Genomic DNA, 14,358 nt, shown 5'->3' on the forward strand with positions numbered 1-14,358 from the left:
CGCTTCAACAGACGTTTTAGTGCTATACCGTTTTGTAAGCCTCATTGGTCCAGCCAGTGGGGCTTTTTGGTTTTCCGGTAAACGTACTACAGTCCCGCCGTGTCACCCCTGGTCGCGAACCGGTTCAGCCGTTCATTGTACATGTCAAGTAAGGCGTCGTCAATGTCCGGAGCCTGGCTGAGTTCGAGTCGCAGAAAGTCATGTCGGTCAGCACCGTGGATCATGCCTTCAAACTTGAGTTCCTGGTCTACCCAGCGAGACGTTTTGTTGAGATCCGTAGCCTGAGTAAGAACGGCACGAACAATTTCTGCGGTTCGATCCGGGTCCTGAGTCGTTAGCAACAATACACGAATGGTACGGGTATAATCAGTGAAGGTCAGTTCGTCGGCTGGTAGCTCAATACGTACCCACTGGAGGGTTAGGGACTGAATCAGCTCTTTATAGGGTGCAGAATCGAGATCGTCGGGGCGGATGCGTTGGTTCACACGTTAAATGTAGCGGATTTTGGTAATTTCACATCCACGAAATAACCGTTTTAACGAATGAACGTTCCGTTTACTTCCCTTATCTTGTGTTTACTAACTTACCTGAAATACTACGCCGGAGGAAGCGTTTATAAGTAAATCAACGAACAGATTCGTGCAGTGACCATATGAACTGACTCATTCGCAATGGGATCGTTCCGTGCTGGAATCAAGTGTCAGACCCCTTCCGCAGGGATAGGTACAAAGACAATTTGCTCCCGAAAAGCTCCTGATTCGCAGCGTTCAGTGCGAACGGAAAATTATTGGTGAGCCTACTTGAAAAATCGGTCCGATAGAGACGGCAGCGCATCTGGTGGGTAGGTTGGGCAAACTTAACGCCATCAGCCATTGTTAAGACTTGACAACCCAATGACCATCAGCGCGGAAACAGTTGAGGAGTCGTATTTGTAAAGACCCTGACACAAACCGATACCGGTTAATTCCGGATTGCCTGTCCCTTCAATACGTATGGTTGTCTGACCTGATTCGGTGAGGTAACCAGGCGGTTCAGGCCCAGCGTATCATCCGGTTGTCAAGAACAACCAATCAGAGGGAGGGCTCTGACCGAATGATAGAAATCAACAGGACTCGATAAGTCTTGTCTGTATAGAAGTGAATATAACCGAATGACCAACCTACGTGCAGGTTGGCTCAAAACAGAACGTGAACCGATGAGAATAGTAGTACTACGAAACCTTCTTTTGGCTGTCCTTTTACCGTTTTTATTCATTGGTGCGAAAACGGATCAGCAAGCCGATCGACTGTTAGGCCACTGGCTATTTCCGTCCAAAGGGTCCAGCGTCAATATTTTTCGGGTAGGCAATCGTTATTTTGCCCGTGTAGCCGAGGTTGACCAGGCCGGAGAAAGGAACTTCGGTCTGGTCAAAGACACGGTTATCATTCGGAATCTGCGGTACGATGGACAAATGTGGTCCGATGGGCAATTGATTCACCCAAAAACGGGGATCAAGTTAAGCGTTGAAGTGTCGATGATTGACCCACAGGCAATTGATGTAACGATATACAAAGGCATCAAACTGTTTCACCGAAGATTCAATATGACCCGGAAAGTAAGCTAGGAGTGATCCGTCATTAAGACGCTAAACACCCATTGACAGTCTTGCTTTGCCCTTTGTCGAACGTGCCAATGCCATCAACTTTCGGCCTTACGTACACCCCATCCAGTACCTGACCAGTTCATCGACGCCCGCGAAGTAGCTCATGCCCCTGCGCCCGAACGGTAACCGAAACGGGCACTACTGTTGCCTGAACGAGTAGCGCATCTCCCGTCGCCATTTTGGTTGACCATTCGCCGTTAGTCAACCCGACGATTAAGACTTGACCCTGAGGTCATAACTAGCAAAAGAACGATCTGGTCAGTGAGAAAAACGGTTACGCGAAAGTAGACCAATCCCTGTCGACGCCATCCAACGATGTAGCCACTCTTCATGGGTAAACATACCCTTCCCGGCCAGACAGTGTAGACCCGGAAGCGAATAATAATGAACAGAAGGTGTAGTTTACCTCTTATGAGAGCAAGAGTCCTGGTTCTTTTCTTCATACAAACCAGGGAATTCACGGTTAATTATGCAGAAAAAAGCATTGGTGGTTGGTGCCAGCGGTATAACTGGCAGTAACTTGGCTGAACGATTGCTCACTGAGGGATGGATCGTATATGGGCTGGCTCGGAGCCCTGGAACGGAGCTTGAGGGACTAATCCCTGTCGCAGCGGACCTTCTTCGTATGGATAGCCTGAATACCGCCTTATCCGACGTTAACCCGACGCATGTGTTCATTACGAGTTGGATGCGCAACGAAACGGAAGCCGAAAACATACGGGTAAACAGCCTGATGGTTCGCAACCTGCTCGATGCCGTTTCGCCGAAGAAAACGGTGCAGCATGTAGCACTGGTAACCGGCTTGAAACATTACCTGGGACCATTTGAGGCCTACGCCAAAGAAGGCACACTACCCATAACGCCGGTACGCGAAGAGCATCCCAGACTGCCGATCGAAAACTTCTATTATGCTCAGGAAGATGAGGTGTACGCAGCCGCGGAGCGGGATGGGTTTACCTGGAGCATTCACCGTCCGCACTCGGTAATTGGTAAAGCGGTAGGCAATATGATGAACATGGGCACTACGCTTGCCGTTTACGCGTCCATTTGTAAAGAAACCGGCAGGCCCTTTCAGTTTCCGGGTTCCGATGCCCAATGGAACGGACTATCCGATGTAACCGATGCCCGGGTGCTGGCGAAGCATATGATCTGGGCATCAACGACGGAAGCGGCCCAAAATCAGGCCTTTAACGTAGCCAATGGGGACGTATTTCGTTGGAGCTGGCTGTGGCAACAGATAGCCGACTGGTTCGGCGTCGACGCAAACGGGTTTGATGGGACTGTTCGTCCACTGGAAGCAGCGATCGCCCACGACGGGACGCTATGGCATGAGATGGCGACCAAGTATCAGTTGAAGGAATCCCAACTGGACCGATTGGCATCGGCCTGGCATACGGATTTGGATCTGGGCCGTCCTATTGAAGTGATGACAGATATGGCGAAGAGCCGGAAACTGGGCTTTACCGTTTACCAGGATACCCGTGATTCGTTCTTCGATCTTTTTACCCGACTCCGGGAAGAAAAGCTGATTCCGTAAATACTCACTTGTATTACACCGAAAATAGGTTGACATCAACCACGTGAAGTTGTCCAGTAAGTAGTTTCATTGATCTCAAGCAAAAGTAGAAGAGCAGTACTTTTTCTGCACTATTGTACCATAGTAAATGGCCTGAGCCCAAAAAGAACTAGTTCACTGCTTAATGAAACGCCTGGTCAGTGCTATGTTCTCCACTGGTCGGCTGCTCCTACCGGCGATCGGTCTTTGTTGGTAAATATTTTACCCTGGGCCGCGCCGGTGGCCCGGCAGCACATCCATTGTTTCGGTCTATTTACGTGTCGGTTAACTCCTGATAACGGCTTACGGCAGCCCACCAACTGATACTAAAATAGGTACCGGAGTTTATTCCGGCACCTATCAACGCGTATTCGTCAGGTACTTAGAACGAGCTTACCCGTAGCCGGTCGCCAGTTACGGTTTTGCCCGACAGCGAACTGGTAGCAACCCCAGCGTTCAGGATCGCCGACTTGATCTGCGCAGCCGTAGCCGATGGATTGATCGATTTGTACAAGGCAACCGCTCCTGTCACGTGTGGCGTCGCCATTGACGTACCGCTGTAGGCACCGTAGGCTGGTGTTGTTCCAGTGTAGGGCAGCGTCGACTGAATGGTCGATCCGGGTGCGCCGATGTCAACCGTTTGCGCGCCATAGTTCGAGAAGCTTGACAGCGCCCCCGACGACGTAATCGACGCAACGGCAATTACGTTGGCATTGGTATAGTTGGATGGGTAGTTTGGTGTAGCGTCGTTATCATCGCCTACACCATCGCTACCACCGTTACCAGCAGCCGCTACGAACAGGATACCTGCGTTATTAGCCCGGCCAATTGCGCTTTGCAAGGCCTGCGAGTAGCCACCACCGCCCCACGAGTTGTTGCTGGCTACGATGTTTAGACCGTGCCGTGTTTTCAGATCGGTCAAGTAGTCGATGGCTTTGATAGCTGCCGTTGACGATCCACCACTGGAGCCCAGGAACTTCAGCGAAATCATTTTTACGTTCCAGCAGACACCCGCTACTCCCGCGCCATTGCCGCCACGGGCACCGATCGTACCAGCAACGTGCGTACCATGGTCGTCACTCGTGCCGTCGTATACGCTGGCGTCGTTGGCGGCAAAATCCCAGCCGTTTACGTCGTCAATGTAACCGTTACCGTCATCATCGACACCGTTTGCTGTTTCGTACGGATTCACCCAGGCGTTGGCGCTCAGGTCAGCGTGCGTCGTCATGTACCCCTCATCGATAATGCCGACGATGACCGAACTCGATCCGGTTTTGTTATTGGCCCAGGCCGTTCCGGCTGCGCTGCCAAACTGGTTGGCAGGCGACGTAGCCGGACCATACATACCCCACAGCGAGCCGTTGGTGTACAAAGGATCATTAGACGTAGCCTGGTGGGTGTAAATAAAGTTGGGCTCGGCGAATTCTACGCCCGGCAAGCCATTCAGCAGGGTCAGCACCTGCGCGATTTCTTTGCTTGTTTTTACGCGCAGAATACCGTCACTGATACCGGCCTCCTGCATTGTTTTAGTCAAAATCGTTTCGGCAACGGTGCCACCAATCAGATTAAGTATAGGCAGGCGGCTGACGGCGCTCAACCCGTTTGTGAACTTGATCAATACTTCACCCGGCACGTACTGCTCACCAGTTGCCAGACGCGCACCTGCCGCTGTGTTCACCGGTGTCGGTGTTTCAATAGTGAGGTCAGACTTACAGTTGCTAACGAGGAAGCCCGTTGCCAGCACAGCCGTTGCCATGCCTAAACGATTCATTACAGATTTCAGCATAACTATTGGTCTTTATGTTAATTGACTGTATTTTTAATCGGTATTTAATTTTAAGACAATACGTCATTCTGCCTATTATAGATTCCCCTTCGGATTTATTAATTTTTTTACATAATTACACAATTCATGTATCCTATTGATTAACAATAAAATACATCACCTACCTCTCAGTAAATTTTTTGATAAAAATTCCGACCCTAAGGCTACACGTCAATACAGTTGGTCACATTGACTATGCACAGATCGAAACCATTTTTACCGACCGACCGGTTTGACGAGAAGGTCATTAGCTGATCACTGAACTGCGTAGAAATACACGTTAGCATTGGTCGGCACTCGTCGCTAGCCAAGTTTAAGAACAATCCCAGCGTCACCATCAGCACTCAACACGGAACGACGATGATCACCTGTCGCTACGACTGGCTATCGGTATGGAATCCAGTTGGAAAAACGCAATGGAAAGCCGTTTAGACTTTGGGGATTTGAATGGGATTATGGCGGGCTGGTGTCGAATTGGCAAGCGGGAAAACTGGCTCAGTCTGACAAAAAAATGGTTCTTTCTCTGGCGCTGGGTCCACCCGCTACGCGGACACCCGCGCAGGAGAAGGCGTATAACGACCATGAGGGTTGATGGATGATAACGATACGTCATTGAACCGTAACAGCTTCCACCCTTTACACCCTCATTTGGTTGGGCTGCCCCGCTTCCTATGGGACGTGCTGCCTGTCGCCAGACAGCCGCCTACGCGGAGCGAACTACCAACGCACTTCCGATTAAGTAGCATGTAAATCAATCTCAAACAGGCAACAATTTGGTTCGTCTTGGTAGTGGCTCGGCAAACTTGATGTATCAGTCAATTCAAACATTCCCAAGAAGTTGAAACCTGCTGATGTGTAATGCTCAATCAATTTTGTATTGTTGCCCAAAGTATCCAACCGGACAAATCGCTTTCCTGTTTGGCTTGCGTATCCTCTCGACCACTCGACAATATTATCAATGTACCGATTCCCGCGTAAGGTGGAGTTAGTGCAGATGCGATGGATATAGATCGCATCCTTCATGTCCCTCTCGCCCCAAATTTCCTTATCCTCGAAAGTAACAACCCAATTACAAGCAATTACGTCGCCGGAGGTAATTTTCCATTGTTTTCCTTCTTGAATTTCTCGTTCAATAAACGACTTTTCAAAGGGAGGCCACATCACCATTTTTCGTTGAACTTGGAGATTTCTTGCGGCTTGGTAGAGCAACAAAATTTCATTACCGTCACTCAGCGTACAATTTTTGATTTCCATTTGCACCTCGTTAATTTATTGAAATGCAAATCTCAGAGTCAGTTCAAGATTGCGAAACCCGAATCTTGCTGTTTTTACCCGTTGGGGCGTTTGGCTTGTCAGCCGAAAGGCCGAAATGCAAGCCTATACCTGCCCAATCGGGGCGTTTAAATTGTCGACCGGAACGCCGGAATAAAAGCCTAAACTTGCCCACGCGAGACGTGCACCCTATCGACCGAAACCCGGAAATGAAAGAACGGCATTTACGATCCACCCAACAAACTCATATGTGACAGCGAGTTTTTATCGTCGTCGGCAGCCATGCAACTATTGAATCCGTCCGTGCACAGCATGCAGGTCTCGCTGGGGCAGTGACAGTGGACAGTGTAGAAACGTACCACGGGTTTTAACCCGTTGTTCATTCGCGGATGAACCGCACATTATCCGTCATCATGAGTATAGTATTGACGTAGCTATCTCATCCAGAGGGGATTTGCTTCCTGCACGTTAGCGTAGATCGCACAGCTCGTTGAATGAGCACCCGGCAGGTATCCTATGCTCATTAGAAATTCGTTTACGATTTCACCACCCGTGAAGCGAAACGTCTTTTTGAATAGCTTCACCCACTCCTCCTTCGTCTTTGGATGCTGCCCTTCGAGCCAGTTCTTAAACGAACCATATTCCTGTTGTAAGCCCAGGATCGTCTTCGCATTTTCTATGGCCGCATTTATTTTCAATCGGTTACGGATAATACCCGGATCAGCCATCAACCGCTCCCGATCGGCATCGGTATAGGCAGCGACTGTAGTAATGTCGAAATTGTCGTACGCTTTTCTGAAACCAGCCTCCTTTTTCAGAATGGTTTCCCAGCTAAGACCCGCCTGATTTATTTCCAGTACCAATCGACAGAACAGCTCATTGTCATCCTCGATCGGAAAGCCGTAAAGAGTATCGTGATAGGCTTTGTGCAGCGCCTTTCGGGGATCGCTCATTGTTTCTATAGCCAGGCAGTACGACATAAGAGCATTTATTTTGTTGTGTGGTGACTGTACGTTGTCGTTTGATGAAAGCGCAATAAGCTGCTGTTGTCTCCCGTCTCAAAAGTAGGCAAATAGCACATCTTTGTCACGAATGCAGGTCAAGCCCTGGTTTGATAAAGTAGGCCATTGAGTGTCAGAGTCACCGCATTCACGTGTACCTTTGCGGGCCGATGCGTATCCTGATCATCTATATACTCCTGTTCGCCGTACTGTTGCCCAGCATCAGTCCGTTGGGAACAATCGCGTATTATCAGGTAAATAGGGACTACATTGCCCGTGTGCTGTGCGAGAATCGCAACCGCCCGGAACTGCACTGTAATGGTCAGTGCTACCTGGCCAAACGCCTGAAAGCCCAGCAGGATAAACAGGATAAGCAGACGACCGAGCATGTGCAAAACATGCCCCTGATTCAGCTTTTCTGTGAAGCGGCTTTTTCGATCAACTTCGGTAGACCAGTTCAGTCCGATCCATCTCCTCAATTCGCTTACCTGCTATCCCGTTATGATTCCTCACTTAGCCGACTACTCCGCCCTCCGCGTCTGTAGTCGAGCGACCAACACCAGGGGTTTCCCGTCGTGAAGCGATGGCAGAACTGACCCCACCTTCATCCGGGAGCGTTTGTTTTGACCATCCGGCAGGGAGCAGCATGTCGTTCTGTGCACCCTTGTGATGTGGTAATCACCGCGTGACTTCCCTCTATCTCCATTTTCCATCATCCTCCCACTGGCAACAGGCCGTGGCGGGATAATCCATTGCTTATCGCATGCTTAACATTCATTTTTTAGTGAGCAGCCTTTTGTGGCTATTCGTTGCTGGTTGCCAATCGAATCAACACGCCGACACGACCACGCATTCACATTCACACTCAGCCGCGTCGACTGCGGATAAACCAGCAGCGGTCGCCAGTCTGGAAAAAGACGTTCTGGCCGTTCACGATAGCCTGATGCCGCAGATGAGCGAGCTGATGCGACTTCAAAAAGCGCTGAAGACCCGATTGACCGATCTGAACAGTCAGCCACCATCGGCAGCGTTGACCCAACAGAAAGAGCAGGGATTAGCGGTGAGCCTTGCCCTCGTCAAAACGGATAATGCCATGATGGACTGGATGCACGGCTATAATGGCGATACACTCGCGAAGCTTGATCAGTCGAAGGCGTTGGCCTATCTGAAGGATCAACAGCAAAAAGTAAACGCGTTGCGGCAGATGATGCAGCAGCATATAGCCGACGCAAAAACGTATCTGAAGTAGCTAGACCCAATAGTTTGAACCGGTGCTTGTAGGGCGGTTGGAAACCCGCGATCGTTGACTAAGAAGCGCGGGTTTTCAACCGCCCTACAGGTCAAGCAAGGTAGTCAGCTAGTCAAAAAACACCCTCCTTTTAGCCAAAACGTTCGTTTTTGGCGATATTTCTATACATTCGGATACAGAAATACGGTGCCATGAGAATTTTGATTATTGAGGATGAGGTCAAAACGATTCAAAGTATTAAACAAGGGCTTGAGGAACATCAGTGGGACGTGGATGTAGCCTATGATGGAACGATGGGGTTTCAGCTGGCTACCCGGTCGCCTTATGCCCTGATTATTTCCGACATTATTTTGCCCGGCATGAATGGCTTGGAATTGTGTCGAAAACTCCGGCAAGCCAACGTAACGACGCCCATTTTGATGCTGACGGCTCTGGGAACGACGGATGATAAGATCGTTGGACTCGACGCGGGCGCTGATGATTACCTGGCGAAACCATTTGAGTTTCGCGAACTTATGGCGCGCGTCCGGGCGCTGACCCGTCGGAACAATAGCTTGGCTCAGTCGGCTAATCTCCTGAAAATTGCCGATCTGGAATTAGATCCGGACACGAAAAAAGTGGTGCGGGCAGGCAACGAAATTGCCCTGACAGCCAAGGAATTCCAACTTCTTGAGTACTTCTTACGTCATCAGGGACGGGTCATTTCCAAAGTTGAACTGGCGGAGCGCTTCTGGGATCTGACGTTCGATACGGGTACCAACATCATTGAGGTATACATAAACTTTCTCCGCAAAAAAATCGATAAGGACTACGAGCCCAAGTTACTCCATACCCAGATTGGCATGGGCTATGTCGTAAAGTTACTGGCGTAATGATCAATATTCGTACCCGGCTCACCTACCAGTTCGTTTTTCTGGTAACCCTGATCCTGCTCTTTTTCTCGCTGGGCGTTTTTTTCTTCAGTAAGCTCTACCTCGAAAAGCGATTTTTCAAGCGTCTTCAGGATCGCGCCATCACCACTACGACGCTCCTCTTTGACCTAAAGCAAACGGACAGCACCGTACTGCGACTCATTGACGCGGCCGACAAAGAACCGCTTCTCAATGAGAATATTTCGGTTTATAACGAGACCAACAAAGAAGTTTTGTTCTCCACCAATCCAGCCAATACGCAGTTTCACGAGCAGTTCATTCCGCAACTCGACTCGGCGGCACAGACATTGTACCTGCGTAAAAATGAATACCAGATCGTAGCGATTCACCTGACCGATAAGAAAGGCAAAAACTGGGTAATCGTCAGCGGCATCGATCAGGCCGGAACCGAAGCACTGGATGATCTGAAGAAGATCTTGATGGTTATGATTCTGGCGGCTATCCTGCTACTCGGCATATCGGGCTGGCTTTTTGCCAACCGCGCGCTGGCTCCGATGTCAGGCATTATCCAGCAGGTGAACACGTTCTTTCCGGCCAATGTTGGCAAGCGGGTATCGCATCCGAATCGCTCCGACGAAATTGGCTTGCTGGTTGCCACGTTCAACCAGTTGCTCGACCGTATTGAGCAGGCACTGAACACGCAGAAAATGTTTATTGCCAATATTTCGCACGAGCTAAAAAACCCGCTCACCAAAATCAACTCGCAGATCGATGTAGCGCTGATTCAGAAGCGGAGTCCGGACGTTTATGAACGAACGCTCAAATCACTTCAGGAGGATGGCCGTACATTGACTCGCCTGACCAACACATTGCTTGAACTCGCCAATACGTCTATCCAGGCAACCGCCATGACGTTTGAACCCGTTCGTATGGACGAGCTACTGTGGGAAACCAAAACGCAATTACTGGAGTGGCACAAGGATTATCAAATTCAGCTCCTGTTCCCCGATTTCCCGGACGACGAAGACGCTCTTATCGTACGGGGAAACCGAGCGTCGCTCAATGTCCTGCTAATGAATCTCATTGACAATGCTTGTAAATTTTCGCCCGCAAACACGTCGAAAGTCAACTTTCTCTCCCAAAACGGGACAATAACGATCGCCATATTCAATGAAGGACCGCAGATACCGGAAGCGGACCTACCGCATATTTTTCAGCCCTTCTTTCGAAGTAATGCCACGGCTCAATCGAGCAACGGACACGGCGTGGGCCTTGCTATCGTTTTGCAGATCATAGAGATCCATTCAGGTGAGATTAGTGTACGTTCAACGTTCGAAGGAACCACATTTACCATTGTTTTATCGACTATGGCTTCATTTTAAGCTCGATTTAAGGTCAGCTTAAGTCGAGCTTAAGTTCAGTGTTGTTGCTTTGTAGACTACCTACTCAATCTAGATAATGGAGGCAGAAGTCACAAGTAATCAGCAGAGTGTGGTAAACATGACCATCGGCGCTTTGATCGGCATTCTCGCCCTTCTGGCTTATCTGTTTATGGGCTCCCGAAATGATACGCTGGAAGTTCAGAAGCTGCTGACCTCTAAGGTTGAGCAGTTTGCTTCCACCCAACTCAAGCTCGATTCTCTTTCCGCCGTGCTGGATGCGAAAATCATCGAAGTCCGTCGGCTCGGCGGCAGCGTTACCGAATTGGAACGTATTAAGCAGCAACTGGAAAACGACAAGAAGAAACTCACCTACGATCTGACCTTTTCGATTCAGCGTTACAACCTGAAAATCAGAGATTACAAGAGTTTTCTGGCCCTTCACGAGAATGACAAGCATAAACTGAAGCAGGAAAATGGCTCACTGCTCAATCAGACCCGGCAGCTTGAGGAAGAAAAGCAAACGATTCTCAGTGAAAACGAAGGGTTGAAACACGAGAAAGCGGCATTGACCCAGGTTGTCGTCGATTATTCGGTTCAGAACGCTGATCTGAAAACTAAAATGACGCTGGCTTCCGCCATGAAAGCAGTTAACGTCGAGGTTAACGCCCTAGCCGGCAACGGCAGAGAACGTCGGGGAGGTATCTATAAAGCATCACGTATCGATCGGCTGAAAATTGATTTTGTGATGCCCTCGAATCCGGTAGCGTCGAAGGACAATAAGGATATTTACGTGCGCATTCTGGATGCCAACGGCTCCGTTATCAGTGACAGCGGCATCGGTGGTGTTCTTTGGTACGAGGGAAATGAGATTGGCTACAGCACCCGCCAGACGGTTCCCTTTGAGAATCAGGATCAACGGGTCTCTATTTTTTTCCACCGGGATGCTCCGTATAAGCCGGGTGCTTATACCGTGGAGTTATACGCGGAAGGGTTCAGAATTGGCACTAGCCGTTTTGAGGTGAAGTAGCTTCACTAGCTACCTAGTTTCCTGTCTGTTCACTCATCAACTACACTATGGCAACACTTTATAAAATCATCGATCTACTGTCTGGCGTTCTGGCGTTTTTGCTAACAATGCTGGTCGACGCGGGTAGCGCTTTATTGGCCAGATACCGGCAGTATCCCGTCGCTTACACAACGCTCAGCTATCTATTCGTCACGATGGCTTTTTGTTATTATCCCGTAGCCAGCCACTGGCTGACGGGATTTATTATGATGAGTCTGCCGCTGGCCATTCCCGGTGGGCTGATTGCTTGTGTTTATCTGCTTTACAAGCAACAAACGATGATCGCATCGGCGGGCCTCATCTGGATAGTATTCTCGTTCGTGGTTGTCAAAAGGCTTATGGGCTTTAATGTTGGAGAGATCAAGATAAGTCAGGCACAAACCCTGAACGTACTTAGTTTCAATAGCGAAACGTTCCCGAAAACGATCAACAACGGATTTGATGCCTCCCCGTTAAAAGCAGACATCGCCTGTTTTCAGGAGTACTCCCCTACCAGTCAGATCGAACGTCAATACTCGTCTAAAATCGAAAAGCTGACCTGCTTCGACAAAGGCCGGGAAATAGGGCTGGCTTTGTTTTCCAACTACCCGATCGTTAATCAGTACGGTCGTATCTGGAATAGAACCCATGCGCCTTCCATTAATGGGTTTCTATGTGCCGATATCGCCTACGGTGCCGATACAATTCGCGTGGTCAACGTCCATTTGTGGTCGATGGGTGTGCGAACGAATCAGGCGATGGATGCGCTGAAAGCGGGTAAACTAGGAGTATTTACGTCCGAAGTGTTCGATACGTTCAGCCGGTTGAAAGAGGGCTTCGAGAATCGGAACGAGCAACTTCAGGAGGTCGAATCGTACGTGGTGGGGAGTCGATACCCGGTCATTATCTGTGGCGATTTCAACGAAACGCCCATGGGTTACTCGTATAGCAAGCTGAGCCAGAACTTCAGAAATGCCTTCGAGGAAGCGGGGCAGGGTCTTGGTTTTACTCTTAACCGGCATCCGTATTGTGTGCGACTCGATCAGCAGTTCGTTAGCAGTGATTGGCACATCAAAGCATGTCAGACCCTGTCGAGCCTCTCCTTTTCCGATCATTTTCCGGTACTGGCTCAATACGTGCTCAAAAAGTCACTGGCCGCTTCGACCGACGCAGTGGCACAACGCAAACCCCTCATCCATTCTCCGGTCGGCATGCGCGATTAACTGGCGTGTACCTTCGCTACAACTATTGCGTCAAAAGTATAGATGACTTCATCAAGCCAGCGGTAAGTTGAACTAAGCCAAAAATCCCACGTCAACAGGTACGTTGTCAGTCAACGATCAATTCGTCAATCGACTATCAGTGGGAATAGGTAGTTGGCTAACCATGTCAATTCGGGCGAAAGGTAGATACTGCGGGTGAAGCAATACATTATTCGATAGGCTCGCGACAACTGGAGGCAGGTGAACCAGTACGGTAAATTTGCCATAGGGCTATTAACGATACACAAGGTTTATAGGCTATCTACTGATACTGCCCTGAATTCTGCCAAGCCTTGATTTCGTACCACTGATTATTACTACAGAAAAGTGTGTACGCTTTACTCTTCCGTGATCACACGTTCATTACGCTTCAACTGTGCTTCGGTGAAAACTGATCGGGTCCATTTTCACCACCTATTCCAACGATACAGCTTCTTAAGGGGTCTGCAACTGGAAGCGTAATGGGTATAAGAGAGTTAATCGGTCTTTGTACAATGGTTGACTAGATTTATCAGGGGATGAAAATAGTATACAATTAGGTTGTGGGACTATGCTAGAGCGTATCTATATGACCGAGCGTTACCCTAGTCAAATCGACTCAATGACTCTGAATCAACACTAAACTATCGGTGCTGGCAGAGCATAAACCATTGGCTAGACGTGTGTTGATTAGTGCATTATTCAATGAGAACAGCATATAGGCTGATCCGTTTTTAGCGCCGAATCAACGTGGTAAAACACCAATGGTAGTCAGGCGTATTTTTACAAAAACCATTGCCTTATGACTAGACTTCTCCTTGCTATCGTTTTGATTTGCCTGGCCCAGAGCTGCCAACGTAAAGAAACTACACCAGTTTCGGTTCCAACAGCATGTGGTGTCAGTAACCCTGCCACAGAACTTAGTTGGTTAAAAGCTATTGTAGCAAAGGCTGAACTGGACCGTACCGCCAAAACGTACTCAGGGAATTATACAGGGGAAATTTACGTGGAGAAATTCAACGATCAGGACGTCTTTTACATAACGATGGCTATGGGCAGTGGTGGGCTAGCGTTTCGTCTGTTCAGTTGTGATGGACAGCCTGTTTCGTTTTCTAGCAACGAGCAGTTACTTGCTTTTACCCGGTTTGTTCAGAAATCAAGATTGATCTACACCAATATCCCTTGAGGTATTTTGTCGGCAAACTTTAACAACAAACCATTGAAAATCAATAGTATATCTTCTAATTATGCTCTATGAACACTAACTACGTATC

14 protein-coding genes are annotated in these 14,358 nt (G+C 48.9%); 10 read left to right on the top strand and 4 right to left on the bottom strand.

The annotated features are described in order from the left end of the window. Positions 1–86: 86 nt before the first annotated feature. The gene (locus GK091_RS25785) at positions 87–485 is read right to left on the bottom strand and encodes a hypothetical protein (protein WP_164043626.1); all 399 of its coding nucleotides are present in this window, start codon (positions 483–485) and stop codon (positions 87–89) included. A gap of 740 nt (positions 486–1,225) precedes the next feature. Here GK091_RS25785 and GK091_RS25790 point away from each other — a divergent pair. After that, on the top strand, positions 1,226–1,603 hold the full coding sequence (locus GK091_RS25790; RefSeq protein ID WP_246202421.1) for a DUF2147 domain-containing protein: 378 nt from the start codon (positions 1,226–1,228) through the stop codon (positions 1,601–1,603). A gap of 508 nt (positions 1,604–2,111) precedes the next feature. Further along, entirely contained in the window at positions 2,112–3,179 is a 1,068-nt protein-coding gene (locus tag GK091_RS25795) for an SDR family oxidoreductase (RefSeq protein WP_164043628.1), read from the top strand. Between the two features lie 400 nt (positions 3,180–3,579). On the opposite strand, the gene GK091_RS25800 is transcribed toward GK091_RS25795, so the two are convergent. After that, positions 3,580–4,983: a S8 family peptidase gene (locus GK091_RS25800; protein ID WP_246202422.1), complete on the bottom strand. Its 1,404-nt coding sequence runs from the start codon at positions 4,981–4,983 to the stop codon at positions 3,580–3,582. 442 nt (positions 4,984–5,425) lie between these two features. Here GK091_RS25800 and GK091_RS25805 point away from each other — a divergent pair, with 442 nt between their 5' ends. Beyond that, positions 5,426–5,614: a hypothetical protein gene (locus tag GK091_RS25805; RefSeq protein ID WP_164043629.1), complete on the top strand. Its 189-nt coding sequence runs from the start codon at positions 5,426–5,428 to the stop codon at positions 5,612–5,614. Positions 5,615–5,757: 143 nt separating this feature from the next. On the opposite strand, the gene GK091_RS25810 is transcribed toward GK091_RS25805, so the two are convergent. Beyond that, positions 5,758–6,276 carry an N-acetyltransferase gene (locus GK091_RS25810; RefSeq protein WP_164043630.1) on the bottom strand — a complete coding sequence of 173 codons (519 nt, stop codon included), beginning with the start codon at positions 6,274–6,276 and terminating at the stop codon, positions 5,758–5,760. Positions 6,277–6,728: 452 nt separating this feature from the next. Next, entirely contained in the window at positions 6,729–7,247 is a 519-nt protein-coding gene (locus GK091_RS25815) for a DNA-3-methyladenine glycosylase I (protein WP_246202423.1), read from the bottom strand. A gap of 218 nt (positions 7,248–7,465) precedes the next feature. Here GK091_RS25815 and GK091_RS25820 point away from each other — a divergent pair, with 218 nt between their 5' ends. The 7 genes from GK091_RS25820 to GK091_RS25850 all read left to right on the top strand — a co-directional run bounded on the left by GK091_RS25820 (position 7,466) and on the right by GK091_RS25850 (position 14,270). After that, a complete protein-coding gene (locus GK091_RS25820) occupies positions 7,466–7,840 on the top strand; it encodes a hypothetical protein (RefSeq protein WP_164043632.1) in 375 nt (124 codons plus the stop codon). A 218-nt stretch (positions 7,841–8,058) separates the two neighbouring features. Next, entirely contained in the window at positions 8,059–8,544 is a 486-nt protein-coding gene (locus GK091_RS25825; protein ID WP_164043633.1) for a hypothetical protein, read from the top strand. A gap of 191 nt (positions 8,545–8,735) precedes the next feature. Beyond that, on the top strand, positions 8,736–9,416 hold the full coding sequence (locus GK091_RS25830) for a response regulator transcription factor (protein WP_164043634.1): 681 nt from the start codon (positions 8,736–8,738) through the stop codon (positions 9,414–9,416). Next, positions 9,416–10,798 carry a sensor histidine kinase gene (locus GK091_RS25835; RefSeq protein WP_164043635.1) on the top strand — a complete coding sequence of 461 codons (1,383 nt, stop codon included), beginning with the start codon at positions 9,416–9,418 and terminating at the stop codon, positions 10,796–10,798. Before GK091_RS25830 ends, GK091_RS25835 begins: the two co-directional genes overlap by 1 nt. Positions 10,799–10,874: 76 nt before the next feature. Then, positions 10,875–11,825 (top strand): hypothetical protein, encoded by a 951-nt coding sequence (locus tag GK091_RS25840; protein ID WP_164043636.1) that lies wholly within the window; start codon positions 10,875–10,877, stop codon positions 11,823–11,825. A gap of 47 nt (positions 11,826–11,872) precedes the next feature. Beyond that, positions 11,873–13,066, top strand: a complete 1,194-nt coding sequence (locus GK091_RS25845) for an endonuclease/exonuclease/phosphatase family protein (protein ID WP_164043637.1) — start codon at positions 11,873–11,875, stop codon at positions 13,064–13,066. Positions 13,067–13,886: 820 nt separating this feature from the next. Continuing rightward, on the top strand, positions 13,887–14,270 hold the full coding sequence (locus GK091_RS25850) for a hypothetical protein (protein ID WP_164043638.1): 384 nt from the start codon (positions 13,887–13,889) through the stop codon (positions 14,268–14,270). The last annotated feature ends 88 nt before the right edge of the window (positions 14,271–14,358 follow it).

It is taken from the genome of Spirosoma agri (assembly GCF_010747415.1).
Classification (GTDB): domain Bacteria; phylum Bacteroidota; class Bacteroidia; order Cytophagales; family Spirosomataceae; genus Spirosoma; species Spirosoma agri.

Excerpts from the sequence above, each read along its gene's own strand:
- GK091_RS25795 (WP_164043628.1), top strand. The coding sequence starts at position 2,112 with ATGCAGAAAAAAGCATTGGTGGTTGGTGCCAGCGGTATAACTGGCAGT.
- GK091_RS25800 (WP_246202422.1), bottom strand. The coding sequence starts at position 4,983 with ATGCTGAAATCTGTAATGAATCGTTTAGGCATGGCAACGGCTGTGCTG.
- GK091_RS25810 (WP_164043630.1), bottom strand. The coding sequence starts at position 6,276 with ATGGAAATCAAAAATTGTACGCTGAGTGACGGTAATGAAATTTTGTTG.
- GK091_RS25815 (WP_246202423.1), bottom strand. The coding sequence starts at position 7,247 with ATGAGCGATCCCCGAAAGGCGCTGCACAAAGCCTATCACGATACTCTT.
- GK091_RS25820 (WP_164043632.1), top strand. The coding sequence starts at position 7,466 with ATGCGTATCCTGATCATCTATATACTCCTGTTCGCCGTACTGTTGCCC.
- GK091_RS25825 (WP_164043633.1), top strand. The coding sequence starts at position 8,059 with ATGCTTAACATTCATTTTTTAGTGAGCAGCCTTTTGTGGCTATTCGTT.
- GK091_RS25830 (WP_164043634.1), top strand. The coding sequence starts at position 8,736 with ATGAGAATTTTGATTATTGAGGATGAGGTCAAAACGATTCAAAGTATT.
- GK091_RS25835 (WP_164043635.1), top strand. The coding sequence starts at position 9,416 with ATGATCAATATTCGTACCCGGCTCACCTACCAGTTCGTTTTTCTGGTA.
- GK091_RS25840 (WP_164043636.1), top strand. The coding sequence starts at position 10,875 with ATGGAGGCAGAAGTCACAAGTAATCAGCAGAGTGTGGTAAACATGACC.
- GK091_RS25845 (WP_164043637.1), top strand. The coding sequence starts at position 11,873 with ATGGCAACACTTTATAAAATCATCGATCTACTGTCTGGCGTTCTGGCG.
- GK091_RS25850 (WP_164043638.1), top strand. The coding sequence starts at position 13,887 with ATGACTAGACTTCTCCTTGCTATCGTTTTGATTTGCCTGGCCCAGAGC.